The following is a 15,056-nucleotide window of genomic DNA, read 5'->3' as shown; positions in this document are numbered from 1 at the left end:
CTCGATATGGGCGCCGGCACAGGCATCGCCCGCCGTGACCGCCTGGTGATCTCTGTCTTTGGCGTGCGCGGCATCGGCTCGATCTATTACCTGTGCTATGCCGGCGCCCATATCGAGTTTGTGAACGAGACGGAACTCTGGTCGCTGATCGGGCTGACCATCCTGCTGTCGACCATGCTGCACGGCTTTACCGTCGGCCGCGCCATGGATGACATCTCCAGTTAGAGCCTGATCCGCGGCCCCCTACCCTGCAAAATCCTCGAACGCGCCGGGAACCAGCTCCTCCCAGAACGCGGCCATTTCCGCCGCCAGCAGCGCCGCCGCCCAGCCGCGGTTGCGGAATTCCTCGCGGTCGATTTCATCTTCCAGGCGGCTCAGGAACAGCCGCTTGTCCGCATCCCGCTGCGTCGGCGACCGTCCCGCCGCCAGCTCCCGGATCCGCTCCAGCTTCTGCGCCCGCAGGGAGCGCTCCCGCGCCTTGGCCGCATCCTCTGCCGCGGCAACCCGCGCCGCCTCGGCCTCCGCCGCCTTGCGCGCCTCTGCCGCCGCCAGCACCTCCGGCGGAACCTCCCTGGCCGCTTCCGCAGGCCCGGACTTGTAATCATCGCGCAGGGCCGCACTCAGATAGCGCACCGGGCTGTCGACGCCCTTCTGTCCCTTCAGATAGCCGACCTTCTCCGCCACATAGTCCTCGCCATGCTCGGCAATCCACTGCCGCGCCAGCCGGTCGCTGACACCCAGCTCCATCAGCTGGCCGTACACAGCCCCCTGCCGCACTCCGGCACCGTCGTCGATGTCCAGCATCGCCAGCTGCGGGTTCTCCTTGATGCGGAACCGCACCTCCGCCACCTGCCGCCCCATCTTCTTGAACTCCGGAGTCAGCAGGATGTTGGAGGTCTTGTTCACCTCCGCCACCGCCGGCTTGATGATCTTGGCGTTCAGATGCTTGAAACTCTCGTAATAGGCACTGCCGTCCACCCCCATCAGGCGGCGGAACAGCGCAATATCCCACCAGCCGGTCGAGCCGGTCCGCACAAAGCGGTAGCAGTTTTCATAGAGCGCCAGCGCATGGCCGCTGGTGAACCGCCGCTGGATATTCAGGTTGATCAGGGCAAAGACCTTGGGATCGTGCAGCTTCTCCGCCAGCGCGGGGCTATAGGCATATTCGCAGACCCCGCCCGACAGCTTCGCATAGGACAGCAGCGAGCTGACGCCCCACTCCTGCCGACCCTGCTCATCCAGCATGTCCCATTCCGCCACCGTCTCCGCCAGCGACCGCAGCGACTGTTTCAGCGTCTCCATGTCGTTGGAATTGTAGCCCACCATCAGGCACAGAGTCTGCGCGTCGATCTGGTGCTTGGGCTTGGTCACCAGCGCGTCATAGGCATTGAGCAGCAGCACATTCGACAGCTTGCGCTGCAGCAGCGTCAGCTTGCCGGAGACATGGATGGCGGCCACATTCTTCTTCACCGACCCCCGGCGCAGGGGGCCTGTCAGCTTGCTGTGCGGGATGTTGTCAGCGTCCATCGCCCTGCCCTTTTGCCCCGTTTTGGCCTTTGCGACTCTGCGGGATCTGCTCTCGTGGATACTATGGCGGAAAAGGCACCCGCGCTCAATCCTGCTTTGGGCACCCTTTTACGGGATCACACTATCCCGGAAACGGGTACCTTTAGGCGCAGCCCCCGGAATTTTGCGCAAATCAGCGCCCAAAACCGCGCGTTCCGGGTTATTCTGGCGCCCCCGGACCCTCAATTTGGCTCTCTCGAGTCGCGGGTACCCATGCTCCTGCGAATCGGGACCCTTGTTCCCGCAAACGGGTACCAATGCCCCTGTAAACGGGTTCCCTTGATACCGGAGACAGGTCCCGAAACACAACTAACCATATGATAAGTAACGGATTACTAGCCGCAAAGACTCTAAACTGAATCAAAGATTCACAACATTTCAACTTGTTTGTGCGATAGTCATTATTGGGGAAAAGAGTCATATATTCCGCGGGATACGGACGGCAGCGGAAAACAGATGCGCTGCCAGATAATGATTCACCTTCTGCCCAGGATGTGCGACAAAAACCGGGATAACACGCCAAACAGGCGATCTACCCGAGGCATAAGGCACATGGCAAAGAAACCTGACACCCCCCTGCCCCCCTATTTCAACCTGGATCCGGAGGCAGCAGCGGCCAAGCTCGGCGATCTGGTGGACACCGCCAGATTTGCCAAGGCTGCCGCCTTTGCAGGCCGCGGGCGCGATGATCTGGCCAAGCGCGGATACGCCCCCGACGGCCGCAAGCGGCTGCGCAAGTTTTCCACCTGGGAAATCACCCGCTATCTGATCCCCGTGGCACCCGCCCACCTGCGCCGGGTGCTGAACAAACACCCCGACCTGCCCCAGGGCGAGGGCGCCAGCGGCTCCAAATGGTTCACACTGGAGGAGGTGCTGAAGCTGCGCGACCATTTCGCCTCCGAGGGCATCGCCACCAAGGAATACCGCCCCTACCGCCCCGAGGGCCTGCCGGCCAAGGTTGTCGCGGTGGCAAACTTCAAAGGCGGCGTCGGCAAGACATCTACAGCAGCCCATCTGGCGATGTCCGCCGCGCTCGACGGCTACAAGGTGCTGGTTGTCGATCTCGACAGCCAGGGCTCCATGACCTCGATCCTCGGCGGCCAGGTGGCCGATGAATGGCAGACCGTCTTCCCCCTCCTCGCCCGCGACTACGCGGAGGCGGTGGAGGCGGAGAACAAGGTCCGCGCAGCCTCCGGATTAGACTCTATTCCGCTGGATGAGACTCTGACCGAGGCCAAGGAGGTTTCGCTGCGAAACGTCGTGCAGAAAACCCACTGGCCCAACATCGACCTGATCGGCGCCCAGCTGAACCTCTACTGGGCGGAATTCCAGATCCCGGTCTGGCGCATGGGCCTGCGCAATTGGGCGCTGTGGGACGCGCTGACCAATGCGCTGGAGGCGGGCGGCGCGCTCGATGACTACGACATCGTGCTGCTGGATACCCCCCCTGCCCTCGGCTACCTCACCATCAATGCGCTCGCCGCCGCCGACATCCTGATGGTGCCGCTCGGCGCGTCGTTCCTGGAGTTCGACTCGACCGGCCGCTTCTTCGACATGCTCTACTCCACCTTCGCTTCCATCGAGGACGGCGAGAACGCAGGCCGCCGCCGCGCCGGCCTGCCGGAGATGAAATTCGAATGGGACGTGGTCCGCGCCCTGATCACCCGTTTCGACGCCAGCCAGCAAAGCGACCTGGCCAACGTGATCCAGGCCTATTTCGGCGACATGATGAACGCCTACCGCCAGGACTACACCGCCCTGGTCGGCCAGGCCGGCGAAAGCGTCTCCGGCATCTACGAGGCCGACTACCGCAACTTCAACCGCGAGACTTACGTGCGCGGCCGCGAGGTGTTCGACCGCACCTATGCGGAATTCAAGGAGCTTCTGATCGGCAGCTGGTGGCGCGATCAGCAGATGGAGCAGGCACAACAGACCCAGAAAGAGGACAGAGCAGATGGCACGCCGCAGACAGCTTGAAACCCCCTCTCCCGAGGCGCTGAAGGAAATCGAGGCCGGCATCGACCGCGACCTGGCCCGCGCTCCCGCGGGCCTGCGCCCGCCGATCGCCGATGTGGTGGCCGACGCCGCCCGCCACGCCAGCCCCCTGCCCCAGGCCGACCGCGAGGCGGCGGCGCGTGACAAGGCCGACGCCGAGCGCCTGCGCGCAGCTGAGGGCAAGGGCCTGGTGGCGGTGGAACTGCCGCTGGAGGAGATCACCGCCGACGCCCTCAACCGCGACCGCATCGTGCTGGATGAGGACGAAATGCAGGAGCTGATGGCCTCGATCTCGGCCAGCGGATTGCGCCTGCCGATCGAGGTGTTCGAGCCGCTGAACCCGGAGGACGCGGGCAAATACGCACTGGTCTCCGGCTACCGCCGCCTGACCGCGGTGCGCCGCCTGAATGCCATCAGCGGCGGCGAACGGTTCCAGACCATCCCCGCCTTCATCCGCGAGCCCGGCAGCATCGCCAACGCGCTGGTCTCGATGATCGAGGAGAACGAGATCCGCTCCGGCCTCAGCCAGTACGAGCGCGGCCGGGCAGCGGCCTCGGCGGTGCATGACGGCATCTTCCAGAATGTCGACGACGCGGTGGCGGTGCTGTTCCAGCACGCCTCCCGCGCCAAGCGCTCCAAGATCCGCTCCTTCGCGCTGATCCACGAGGAGCTGGGCGACATGCTGGCCTATGCCACCGGCCTCAATGAGCGCCAGTGCCTGCGGCTGGCCGCAGCCCTGCGCACCGGCACGGCGGAGGTGATGCGCGCGGCGCTGGAGGCCGCTGGCGCGCGCTCTGCGGCAGAGGAATGGGACGCGCTGCTGCAATTTGTGGAACAGGCCGAAGGCGCGCCGCAGGACCCCGCCCGCGGCGGCCGTCCCAAGACCGCGCAGCAAGTCGAGAAGAGCCGCCGTACCCGGCTGGCCAACGGCATCTCCATCGAACGCGAACACGGCCCCAACGGCTATGCCATCCGCTTTCACGGCAACAACGTCACCTCGGACCTGGTCGATGCGGTGATGGAGAACGTCCGCCACCTTCTGGAACAGACCTGAGCGGGCAGGGGCCGCATCAGAGGTTTCGCAGCGAAACCCCGGCTGAAAGGCCGGGGTTTTTCGTTGCCTGGAACACACGGGAAAGGGCACCAGGGCGGGGGACGTTTCGCAGCGAAACATCCAGGCGTCCCTGGGGCAGGGCGGTGAAGCCCTTCGTTGTGCGGCCCCGGCGGACCGGCGCCGCGGGCACGGGGGTTCAGCCCGTCCGCGCAGATCCCTTCGGCATAGGTTTCGCTGCGAAACATCCCGCCAGGCTGATGTGCGGTGTGGCGCGGTGGCACGGGACCCCGCCCCGCGAAGTGCGTCCGGGCCTGCCGGCGGCGCTGTGCCGGGTACAGGTTTCGCTGCGAAACCTCTAGCCAACCAAATGGACCGAACCGACGCGGCGGACGGCAGACAGGTGGAAGGACTGCCCGGCAAACCTGGCACAACTGGCCACCGCGGATGTCGCGGCCAGTAGATGTTTCGCAGCGAAACCTCCGCCGGCTGCTCTGTCCCTGCGCGCGAGCCGGCCAGCGGAACGCGCCTTCAAACCGGCTTCAAACCGTGCTGCCAGCACTTCGCGTTGCTTAGGTTTCGCTGCGAAACATATGCTCTGGACAAGGGGGAGCCGCAGATCAGCCCGTTGTTCGGATTGTCCCGGGCAGACCTCCTGCGGGCCTTCGGTTCCGCACACAGGCGAGGTTTCGCTGCGAAACATCCCCGCTTCCTCCGGCTGCCTGCGGGCGTGTCTGCCCCTTCGTTTCAGGCCGCCGAGGGTCACATGTTCCGCATAAGGGATTGAAAAGGTGCAAATTTGCCGCCTCAGCCTTGGGCCGAAATTGCAGCTGATGCTGCCAGGGCGGACTGGCGCCGGCGCGCGACGCCTTTACCGCGGCAATCGCTGCGCCATGGCGGTGTCTGACACCGGGCCGCCGGGGCAGGGGGCAAAGCAGGCGCTGCCATCCGCTGCCGTTGCAGGCAGCATGCCGGTCAGCGGCCCGCCGCAGCAGAGGCTCATCTGAGCCAGCTTCCGTAGTCTGAGACCAGCAGGTGCAGCGGTGGCTCGTCCTCCTCGATCTGCGAAAACCGTCCGATGTCCATTTCGAACACATTGTCGGTGGCGTCGTCGTTGACGGTGGAGACCTCTCCGATCAGCACGTCGCCGCCCTCTCCCCAGAAGGCATGCCAGACGCCGGGCAGCAGGGTGACGCTTTCGCCGGGCGCCAGCGCCAGACGGCCGCCGGCGGGCAGGGTGCGGATCTGCCCGTCGCAGGGCACAGAGACCTCGCTGTGACGGCAGATGCTGCCATCGGGGGCGCTGGCGAACAGCTCCAGTACCAGGGTGGCGCCGCCGCGGTTGATGATGTCCTCGGCCTTCAGGATGTGGCGGTGCATCGGCGACAGCTGGCCCCTGCGGCTGATCAGCAGCTTTTCGGCGTAGAGCATGCCGGAGCCTGCGGCCAGGTCCTCCTTGCGGCCGTTGCGCAGGGTGAACAGGAACAGCCCCAGCTCATCGAAACGGCCCTGGCCGTAGTCGGTGACATCCCAGCCCAGCCCGCGGGCGGCGATCATCGCGTGGTCCCGCGCCGCCATTTCCGCAGGCGGCCAATAGGCAAAGGGCGGCAGATGCACGTTGAAGGTGCTGAGGAAGGCGGCGCCTTCGCGGATCAGTTCATTGACGGCAGAGCGTTTCATGGCGTGGCCTTTGTCAGCTGGGGCAGGGGCGCGGCCAAAGCCGTTCTCTTGCGCCCGCATCAAACACGCTGACGGCCCCATGGCGCAACCCCGCCCGGATGCCGGACACTTGGCAAAACTTCTGTCAGCAGCGGCTAGGATCAATCCGGGTGCTTTGGACTGTCAGCCAGCCGATGGCGTCCCGGGTTTGCCGGCGCGCCTGGGTGCCTTTGCGCACGTCCAGGAAATACCCGTGGGTCGGCGTGATGTCCTCGCTGAACAGGCGCACCACTCTGCCTTCGGCCAGGTCCTGGTCAATCAGCGGCAGCCATCCGACGATCACCCCCTGGCCTTCCGCAGCCCCGCGCAGCAGAACATTGGCGTCTTCAAACACCGGCCCGCGCAAGGTGCCCGGAACCCGCACGCCCATGGCTGAAAACCAGTCCAGCCAGCCCCAATGATTCCGCTGGTGCAGCAGCGGCAGCTGCAGCAGGTCTGCGGGGGTTTCCACGGGGCCGAACCGGGTGAGGAAGCCCTCTGACGCAATCGCCACCGGGCTGAGTTCAAGCAGTTTGACGGCCTCTTCCGGCATCTCCGACATGCGTTCCCAGCGGATCACGATATCCACGTTTTCGCGGTCCTGCGCGCCGGGCTGATACGTCGGCACCACCTCCAGCCCGGTCCCCGGGTGCAGTTCCCAGAAATTGCTGATCCGCGGCATCAGCCAGCGGGCGGTGAAAATGGGGCCGGCAGCAATGCGCACGGTCTTGCGGGTGGTGCGCCTGATTGCGCGGACCGCATCTTCGAGCATGCCAAAGGCCTGAACCGCGGTTTCCGCCAGCCGCTGCCCGTCTTCGGTCAGCACCACCTCGCGCCCGGAGCGTTTGAACAGCTTCGTGCCAAGCTGCTCCTCAAGGCCGCGGATGTGGTGGCTGATTGCGGTGGGGGTCACGGACAGATGCTCCGCCGCGGCGCGGAAGCTGCCCGTTCTGGCGGCGGCTTCGAAGGCGCGCAGGGCAGAGAGCGATGGCAGCATGCGGAATCCATAGATGAGTACGGCTCATTAGTTGCTGAGCAATGACCATTTGTAAATGGGCAGTTCGAAGGGCACGGTTCGAAAGAAGTTAGCTGGACTCATGAAATGGCGGCATCCGGAAAACGAAGGCGGGGGCGCAAGGAACGGCTCCTTGAAGCGGACGAAGCTGGCAGCGTCAGGCCGGTGTGGCCCGGGGTTGAAGGCGGGCGGCTGAAACCGCTTGCGCCTGAGGAGGTTGCGCTGGTCGAGGAGGCCGCGCTGTCGCTTCTGGAAACTCTGGGGCTGAGCCAGGCCATTCCGTCCATGACGGGCAAGGTCTGCGCCGCGGGCGGGCAGCTGACCGAAGACCGCAGGCTGCTGTTTCCACGGGCGCTGGTGCATTGGGCCGTGGAGGGCGCGCAGAAGGGGTTCACGCTGTGCGGCCAGCAGCCGGAAAACGATCTGCAGATCAGTGGCGCGCGGGTCCACATGTCGACCGGCGGCGCGGCGCCGGGGGTGTTCGACCTCGATACCGGGGCCTACCGCGACTCCACGCTGGCGGACCTCTATGACGCGGCGCGGATTGTCGACCGGATGGAGAACATTCACCACTTCAGCCGCTCGGTGGTGGCGCGCGACATCGAGGACAGCGCGGTGATGGACCTGAACACCGCCTATGCCTGCCTGATGGGCACCTCCAAACATGTCTCGATCTCGATCAGCGCGCCGGAGAACGTGCGGCCAATCGCGGAGCTTTGCTACCAGATCGCCGGCGGTGAGGCCGCATTCCGGGCGCGGCCCTTCCTGACGGTGATGGTCTGCCATGTGGTGCCGCCGATGCGCTTTGCCGGAGAGGCCTGCGAGGTGCTGGAGGCTGCGATCAGGGCAGGGTTCCCGGTGCAGCTGATCAGTGCAGGCCAGGCCGGGGCGACCAGCCCCGCCACAATCGCCGGATCGCTGGTGCAGGCGGTTGCAGAAACCCTGGCCGGGCTGGTCTTTGTGCGGCTGGTGGACGCGGAGGCCAAGGCGGTCTTTGCCCCTAAGCCGCTGGTCGCCGATCTGCGCACCGGGGCGATGTGCGGCGGCGGCGGCGAGCAGGCAATCCTGATGGCGGGCGCGGCCCAGATGGGGCGGCATTTCGGCCTGCCGGTGTCCTCCATCGCGGGGATCACCGACTCCAAATGCCTGGACGCGCAATACGGCGCCGAAAAGTCGCTGGCCGTGGCGATGGCCGCCCATGCAGGGGCCAACATCGTCACTCAGGCGGCGGGCATGCAGGCGAGCCTGCTGGGCGTCAGCCATGCGGCCTATGTCAGCGACAATGACCTGCTGGGCAACATCCTGCGCACGATCCGCGGGGTTGAGGCGACGCCGGATAACATTGCCGCCGATGTGATCGCCCAAGTGTGCCGCGGCGAAGGCCATTATCTGGGGGAGCAGCACACATTTGAGCGGATGAAATCAGACTACTTCTATCCGCATATCGGCGACCGACGGTCCCCGCGCGAATGGCAGGAGGCTGGCGCCCGGCCGGTGGGCGAGGCGGCGCGGGACACAGCCCGTGAAATTCTAAGCGCACATTTTCCGCAGCATGTCAGCGATGAGACCGACCGCGCGCTGCGCGCGGTGTTTGATATCCGGCTCACCCGTGAACAGATTGGCAGGCCCGCATGAGCAACAGCGAACTGAGCAGCCGCGCCCGGGCGGCGCTGCCGGGCGGAGTCAGTCACGAGCTGCGCTACCGCGCGCCGCACCCCATCTATATCGAACGCGCCGCAGGTGCCGAGAAATGGGACGCGGAGGGGCGCCGCTACATCGATTTCAAGATGGGATCGGCCAGCCAGATGCTGGGCCATGGCCACCCTGCAATGGTCGAGGCGCTGCAGCGGCAGGCCAACCGCGCGATTTTCAGCGCCGATTGCCACGCGGCCGAGATTGAATGGGCGGAATGGGTCAACCGGCTGTTTCCCTGCGCCGAACGCACCCGTTTCACCGCCTCTGGCAGCGAGGCGACGATGCTGGCGATGCGGCTGGGCCGGGCCTGGTCGGGCAGGGACAAGGTGCTGCGGGTGGACGGCCATTACCACGGCTGGCACGACCACGCATTGAAAGGGGCCAGGGCGGGCAGTCTGCAGGCTGCGTCGCTGGGGGTTCCCGATGCGGTCACCGGCCTGGTCGAGGTCTGTGCTGCCGATCCGGGGGCGATGCAGGCGGCCCTGCAGGACAGCAGCATCGGCACTGTGGTTATTGAGGCGTCCGGGGCCAATTACGGCTCTGTGCCGCTGTCTGCGGACACTTTGCGTGCCCTGCATGACGCAGCCCGGACTGCCGGTGCGGTGCTGATCTTTGACGAGATCATCACCGGCCTGCGCTGGTCGCCCGGCGGGCGGCAGGCGCGCGACGGCATCGTGCCGGACCTGACAACGCTGGCCAAGGTGGTGACCGGTGGACTGCCGGGCGGGGCCGTTTGCGGCCGGGCGGAGATCATGGAGCTGATGAACAACGCCGCTGCGCGGGACAGGCTGTCGCCGCCGGTCAGCCACAAGGGAACCTTCAACGGCTCCCCCCTGGTTGCCGCCGCCGCCTGCGCAGCGATGCCGTTGCTGGCCACCGGAGAGGCGCAGGCACAGGCCGATGCCATGGCAGGGCGCCTGCGCCGGGGCCTTAATGCGCGGCTGGCGCGGCACGGCATCACGGGATGCGCCTATGGCGAAAGCTCAACCTGCCATCTGCTGTTTGGGGCAGCAGACCCAGAGGGGCTGAGCCCGGCTGAAATCCGCAGCGTGCCGCCTGCCTTGGTGGCTGGCCTGCGCGGCGGCCTGCTGGCGCGCGGCGTGGATCTGATGAGCCACACCTCCTGCGTGACCTCCGCGGCGCATACCCCGGAACTGATAGACGAGGCGCTGGACGCCTTTGATGCGGTGTTTGCCGCGCTTGTTCAGGACGGAGTGCTGCAATGACCCTGCCATCCCGCGCCCGCACAGTGATCATCGGCGGCGGTGTCATCGGCTGTTCCATCGCCTATCATCTGGCCCGCGAAGGGCGGACGGATATCGTGGTGCTGGAACGCTCCAAGCTGACCAGCGGCACCACCTGGCACGCGGCAGGGCTGGTGCGCCGGCTGCGGCCCTCGGCGACGCTGACCAGGCTGATCAACTACTCGATCGACCTGTATGGCGCGCTGGAGGCGGAGACCGGCCAGGCCACCGGCTGGACCCAGACAGGCTCGCTGACGCTGGCGGCCAACCCGGACCGGCTGACCAATATCAAGCGGCAGGTGTCGCTGGGCCGTGCCTTTGGCCTTGAGGCTGAGGTGGTGGATGCAGCCCGTGCCAAGGAACTGTGGCCGCTGATCGAGACAAGCGATGTAATCGGCGCGGTCTGGTCGCCTGCTGACGGGCGGGTGAACCCCTCGGATGTGGCGCTGGCGCTGTCCAAGGGCGCGCGGGCGCGGGGGGTGCGGATCTTTGAGGATACTGCCGTTACGGGCCTGCAGAAGAAGGGCGGCCGGATCTCCGGTGTTGCGCTAGGCGAGCATCTGATCGAGGCGGAGGAAGTGGTTATCGCTTGCGGCCTCTGGTCCCGCGAGGTTGCGGCGATGGCGGGGGCGAATATGCCGCTTTATGCCTGCGAGCATTTCTACATACTGACCAAGCCGTTGCAGGAGGTGCAGGCGCTCGGCAAGGGCGCGCATCTGCCGACATTGAACGATCAGGACGCGTTTCTTTATGCCCGCGACGATGTGGAGGGGCTGCTGGTCGGCTGTTTCGAACCGCAGGCAAAGGGTCTGCCCTTGGACCGTCTGCCCAGGGACTTTTCCTTTGACCTCCTGGACGAGGACTGGGACCACTTCATGCCGATGATGGAAAACGCGCTGCGCCGCATCCCCGCCCTGGAGAGGGCCGAGGTGCGGATGCTGCTGAACGGGCCGGAAAGCTTCACCTTCGACAGCCAGTTCATGCTAGGCGAAAGCCCGGAGGTGCCTGGGCTGTTCCTGATGGGCGGCATGAATTCCACCGGCATCGCGCTGGCGGGCGGGGCAGGGCGCGCGATGGCGGAGTGGATCATTGCGGGCGAGCCAACAATGGAGCTGAACGAGGCCGATATCCGCCGCTTCAGCCCGGAAATGAATGTGCTGGGCGCACTGGAGGCCCGCATCCCCGAGGTGCTGGGCCGCCATTACGACAATCCCTATCCGGGGCGTTCCATGGAGACCGCCCGCGGCCAGCGCCGCTCCCCAATCCACGCGGGTCTGGTTGCCGCCGGGGCAAGGTTTGAAAGCCGCTGCGGCTGGGAGCGGGCGGTGCATTTCGGCGGCGAGGCGGCGCATCTGCCGCTGACCTTCGGGGTGCCTGCCTGGCGTGATCAGGTGGGCCGTGAGGTGCAGGCCTGCCGCAACGGCGCCGCCATCCTGGATCAGAGCGCCTTTGGCAAGATTTGGGTGCAGGGGCCGGATGCTTGTGCCTTCCTCAACCATCTCTGCGCGGCGCAGATGGATATTCCTGAGGGCCGTATCGCCTATACCCAGATCCTGAACCGCAAGGGCGGCATCGAAAGCGATGTCACGGTGCAGCGGCACGGGCCGGAGACCTACCTGATGATCGCCGGCGCCGGCGAAGTGGTGCGCGATCTGAAACGGATGCTGGAAACCAAGGGGGATTTCCGCGTGGAATTCACCGATGTGACCAGCGGTTATGCAATCCTCGGCCTGGCGGGCGCTCAGGCCCGCGCGGTGCTACAGGCGACCTCCAACAGTCCTGTGCCGGACCTGAAACGCTTTCAGTTTGGCCCTGTCGAGATCGGCCTGGCGCGCGGCTGGGCCGGGCGGCTCAGCTTTACCGGCGAGGAAGGCTATGAGCTGTATATCCCTGCCGACATGGCTATGGCGGCCTATGAGGCGCTGGTGGCAGCAGGGGCAAGCCAAGCCGGGCTATACGCCAGCGGCTCGCTTAGGATCGAAAGCGGTTTCCGGGCCTTCGGTCATGAGCTGGGCCCCGGCACCACGCCGCAGGAGGCCGGGCTGGGGGCCTTTTGCGCTTTTGGCACCGGGTTTGCGGGGGAAGATGCACTGAGGGAGCACATCCCGGAACGCCGGATCGTCTCGATGCTGTTCGACGACCCGGAGGCGGTCCCGATCCATGACGAGCCGGTTTACTACGGCGGCCAGGTTGCGGGCCAGATCACCTCGGCCGCCTGGAGCTACAAATACGGGCGTTCCGTCGCGCTGGCGATGATTGACACGCCGCTGGACCAGCTTGCCATAGACACCGTTGTCTCTGGCTTTGAGGTCGAAATCGCCTGCACCCGCTATAGCGCCAAGGCGTCACTGAAACCCGCCAAAGAGGCGTTTGCACATGACTGACATCCCCCGCACCACGCAGGTTGCCATCATCGGCGGCGGCATCATGGGCGTGGCCGCCCAGTTCCAGCTGGCCGAGAACGGCTGGACCGACACGATCCTGTTTGAGAAGGCGGAGCTCACCTCCGGCTCCACCTGGCACGCAGCGGGACAGATCGCCCATGCGGTGGGATCGCGCCTGGCGGGCTGGATCAACAAGACCTCGATCGAAACCTACAAACGGGTCGAGCGGGAAACCGGCCAGAGCATCGGATGGCATGAGGTCGGCGGTTTCCGCATTGCGACCACTGATGACGAGGTCGACTGGATGAAGTCGATCATGGGCGTCGGCAAGCTGCTGGACCTGCCGATGGATCTGGTCGGCCCCGAGGAGGTCGCCCGGGTGAACCCCTTCTACAGGGTGGACGGCGTCAAGGCGGCGGTGCGCACCTATGAGGACGGGCACATTGATCCGTCCTCCGTCACCATGGCATTGGCCGCCGCCACCCGCGCGCGCGGCGCAAGGATCGAGCGGCGCAATCAGGTGCTGGGCGCCTCCCGCAAGGGGGATATGTGGCTGTTGCGCACGGAAAAAGGCGATGTGCTGGCCGAACATGTGGTGATCGCTGCGGGCTCTTATGCCAACCAGGTCGGGGCGTGGTTCGGGCTGAAAATTCCGTCAGTCAGCTGCCTGCACCATTATCTGGTGACCGATACCGTGCCGGAATTTCTGGACCGCCCGGAGCTGCCGGTGATGCGCGACAATGCCTATGGCGGCTATATCCGGCAGGAGCAGAAATCGGGCCTCATCGGCATCTACGAGGGCCACACCTGCCCCACTGTTTGGACCATGCCGCAGGGCGCGCCCTGGGCTGCGGAGAATGAGCTGTTTGAGGCTGATTACGACTCCATCGGCGATTTTCTGATGGTGGCGTTTGAGAAGATGCCGGTACTGGCCGACCTCGGCATCAAACGCGTGGTGCGCGGGGCGATCACCCATACGCCGGACGGCGGCATGCTGGTGGGCCCCTCGGGTGCGCCCAATGTCTGGCTGTCCTGCGGGTCGTCCATCGGCCTTGCCTGGGGCGGCGGCGCGGGCAAGGTGCTGGCCGATTGGATGGTGCATGGCGAAACCCCGATAAACACCCGCGGTCTTGATCCGCGCCGGTATGGCAATTTCTCTACCGATCATTTCATTGTTGAGCGCACCAAGGATGAGTTCATGCGCCGCCATGACACCCCTTGCCCCGGCAAGCAGTTCCAGAGCCTGCGGCCGCTGAAGCGTCACCCGCTGTATGACCGGTTGGCCGCCAAGGGGGCGGTGTTCGGTGAAGTCGCAGGCTGGGAGCGGCCCCGGTACTTCGGAGGCCCTGGCGAGGTGGAGCAGATCGGCTGGGGCCATCAGCCTTGGCACGCCAATGCGATGGCAGAGGCCAGGGCAACGCGGGCGGCAGCCGGCGTCATCGACCTTTGCGCTTTTGCCCAGTTCGAGATCACAGGCCGGGATGCCGGCGCGTTGCTGGACCGGCTGTCTGCCAACAGGATTCCGTCCCGCGACGGGCGGATGAGCCTCAACCACCTGCTGACAGCGAAAGGCCGGTTCGAGACCGAGATCACCATCTGGCGTATCGCGGAGGACCGTTATTTCACCGGCTCGCCTATTGCCCGCGCCAACCCGGATTTCGACTGGATCAAAAGCCATATCCGCGACGGCGAAGACGTGCGGATGATCAACCGCAGCCAGGATTGGGGCATGCTGGCGCTCTCCGGCCCGGCCTCGCGCCGGATTCTGGCGGAGCTGACGGATGCGGACCTCACGAACCGGGCGTTCCCCTGGCTGTCCGGGCAGGAGATCACCGTGGCCGGCATCCCGTGCTATGCGCTGCGGGTCTCTTTCGTGGGCGAACTGGGGTGGGAGCTGCACGCGCCGTTGGAGCAGGCCGGCGAACTCTACGACGCGCTGTTTGCAGCCGGAGAGAAACACGGGCTGGCCGATCTGGGGTCTTATGCCTTCAACGGCATGCGGATGGAGAAGGCCTACCGTGCCTCCGGCGAGCTGACCACCGACGCGGGGCCGCTGGATGTGGGGCTGGAGCGGTTTGTGGCGGCGGAGGGCCGGGAGTTTCTGGGCAAGGAAGCCTTGCTGCCCCGCGATCCGGGCTGGGAGCTGTTCTACGCGGAACTGTATTCTGACGGCGTTGATATCCACGGCGGCGAGCCGGTGCTGCGGGAGGGAAAGCCCGTCGGCCTGACCACCTCCGGCGGTTATGGCTACACGGTTGGCAAGTCGCTGGGCTGGCTGTTTGTCCGGAAGGGCACGCCGCGTGAAGGGCTGACCGTGCAGATCCTGAACCGGGAATTCCCCGTAACCATCCATGATGACGCAGTTTTTGACCCGCAGAACCTGCGGCCCCGATCCGAGGATTGAGACC

Annotated in this window: 10 protein-coding genes and 1 pseudogene; 7 read left to right on the top strand and 4 right to left on the bottom strand. The window is 65.7% G+C overall.

The annotated features are described in order from the left end of the window. Nucleotides 1-225, top strand: a pseudogene (locus A9D60_RS17495) (cation:proton antiporter); the annotation flags it as partial. A gap of 18 nt (nucleotides 226-243) precedes the next feature. Here A9D60_RS17495 and A9D60_RS17490 read toward each other — a convergent pair. After that, nucleotides 244-1,527, bottom strand: coding sequence for a replication initiation protein (locus A9D60_RS17490; RefSeq protein ID WP_065268772.1), 1,284 nt, complete (start codon nucleotides 1,525-1,527; stop codon nucleotides 244-246). Between the two features lie 591 nt (nucleotides 1,528-2,118). On the opposite strand from A9D60_RS17490, the gene A9D60_RS17485 reads away from it, so the two are divergent. Both A9D60_RS17485 and A9D60_RS17480 read left to right on the top strand, forming a co-directional pair. Continuing rightward, the gene (locus A9D60_RS17485; protein ID WP_065268771.1) at nucleotides 2,119-3,543 is read left to right on the top strand and encodes an AAA family ATPase; all 1,425 of its coding nucleotides are present in this window, start codon (nucleotides 2,119-2,121) and stop codon (nucleotides 3,541-3,543) included. After that, the gene (locus A9D60_RS17480; RefSeq protein WP_065268770.1) at nucleotides 3,521-4,615 is read left to right on the top strand and encodes a ParB/RepB/Spo0J family partition protein; all 1,095 of its coding nucleotides are present in this window, start codon (nucleotides 3,521-3,523) and stop codon (nucleotides 4,613-4,615) included. Before A9D60_RS17485 ends, A9D60_RS17480 begins: the two co-directional genes overlap by 23 nt. 868 nt (nucleotides 4,616-5,483) lie before the next feature. Here A9D60_RS17480 and A9D60_RS27270 read toward each other — a convergent pair. From A9D60_RS27270 to A9D60_RS17465, 3 genes are all read right to left on the bottom strand, one after another. Then, entirely contained in the window at nucleotides 5,484-5,615 is a 132-nt protein-coding gene (locus tag A9D60_RS27270; protein ID WP_302621852.1) for a hypothetical protein, read from the bottom strand. Beyond that, nucleotides 5,612-6,292 (bottom strand): D-lyxose/D-mannose family sugar isomerase, encoded by a 681-nt coding sequence (locus A9D60_RS17470; RefSeq protein WP_065268775.1) that lies wholly within the window; start codon nucleotides 6,290-6,292, stop codon nucleotides 5,612-5,614. Before A9D60_RS17470 ends, A9D60_RS27270 begins: the two co-directional genes overlap by 4 nt. Nucleotides 6,293-6,416: 124 nt before the next feature. Beyond that, a complete protein-coding gene (locus A9D60_RS17465; RefSeq protein WP_065268768.1) occupies nucleotides 6,417-7,307 on the bottom strand; it encodes a LysR substrate-binding domain-containing protein in 891 nt (296 codons plus the stop codon). Nucleotides 7,308-7,412: 105 nt separating this feature from the next. Here A9D60_RS17465 and A9D60_RS17460 point away from each other — a divergent pair, with 105 nt between their 5' ends. Genes A9D60_RS17460 through A9D60_RS17445 form a run of 4 tightly spaced genes read left to right on the top strand, consistent with a single transcriptional unit; the run spans nucleotide 7,413 to nucleotide 15,052 of the window. Beyond that, nucleotides 7,413-8,960: a trimethylamine methyltransferase family protein gene (locus A9D60_RS17460; RefSeq protein ID WP_065268767.1), complete on the top strand. Its 1,548-nt coding sequence runs from the start codon at nucleotides 7,413-7,415 to the stop codon at nucleotides 8,958-8,960. Beyond that, the gene (locus A9D60_RS17455) at nucleotides 8,957-10,246 is read left to right on the top strand and encodes an aspartate aminotransferase family protein (protein ID WP_065268766.1); all 1,290 of its coding nucleotides are present in this window, start codon (nucleotides 8,957-8,959) and stop codon (nucleotides 10,244-10,246) included. Before A9D60_RS17460 ends, A9D60_RS17455 begins: the two co-directional genes overlap by 4 nt. Continuing rightward, complete coding sequence (locus A9D60_RS17450; protein WP_065268765.1) at nucleotides 10,243-12,648, top strand: GcvT family protein; 2,406 nt, start codon at nucleotides 10,243-10,245, stop codon at nucleotides 12,646-12,648. Before A9D60_RS17455 ends, A9D60_RS17450 begins: the two co-directional genes overlap by 4 nt. Continuing rightward, complete coding sequence (locus tag A9D60_RS17445) at nucleotides 12,641-15,052, top strand: GcvT family protein (RefSeq protein ID WP_065268764.1); 2,412 nt, start codon at nucleotides 12,641-12,643, stop codon at nucleotides 15,050-15,052. The genes A9D60_RS17450 and A9D60_RS17445 overlap by 8 nt, the downstream gene beginning before the upstream one ends. Nucleotides 15,053-15,056: the final 4 nt, after the last annotated feature.

This window comes from Leisingera sp. JC1 (genome assembly GCF_001679925.1).
Classification (GTDB): Bacteria; Pseudomonadota; Alphaproteobacteria; order Rhodobacterales; family Rhodobacteraceae; genus Leisingera.
Note: the sequence above shows the minus strand (reverse complement) of the source record. Positions and strands in the feature narration are given on the sequence as shown.

Bases quoted from the DNA above. Each gene is read 5' to 3' on its own strand.
- A9D60_RS17490 (WP_065268772.1), bottom strand. From the start codon at position 1,527: ATGGACGCTGACAACATCCCGCACAGCAAGCTGACAGGCCCCCTGCGC.
- A9D60_RS27270 (WP_302621852.1), bottom strand. From the start codon at position 5,615: ATGAGCCTCTGCTGCGGCGGGCCGCTGACCGGCATGCTGCCTGCAACG.
- A9D60_RS17450 (WP_065268765.1), top strand. From the start codon at position 10,243: ATGACCCTGCCATCCCGCGCCCGCACAGTGATCATCGGCGGCGGTGTC.
- A9D60_RS17470 (WP_065268775.1), bottom strand. From the start codon at position 6,292: ATGAAACGCTCTGCCGTCAATGAACTGATCCGCGAAGGCGCCGCCTTC.
- A9D60_RS17480 (WP_065268770.1), top strand. From the start codon at position 3,521: ATGGCACGCCGCAGACAGCTTGAAACCCCCTCTCCCGAGGCGCTGAAG.
- A9D60_RS17445 (WP_065268764.1), top strand. From the start codon at position 12,641: ATGACTGACATCCCCCGCACCACGCAGGTTGCCATCATCGGCGGCGGC.
- A9D60_RS17460 (WP_065268767.1), top strand. From the start codon at position 7,413: ATGGCGGCATCCGGAAAACGAAGGCGGGGGCGCAAGGAACGGCTCCTT.
- A9D60_RS17485 (WP_065268771.1), top strand. From the start codon at position 2,119: ATGGCAAAGAAACCTGACACCCCCCTGCCCCCCTATTTCAACCTGGAT.
- A9D60_RS17465 (WP_065268768.1), bottom strand. From the start codon at position 7,307: ATGCTGCCATCGCTCTCTGCCCTGCGCGCCTTCGAAGCCGCCGCCAGA.
- A9D60_RS17455 (WP_065268766.1), top strand. From the start codon at position 8,957: ATGAGCAACAGCGAACTGAGCAGCCGCGCCCGGGCGGCGCTGCCGGGC.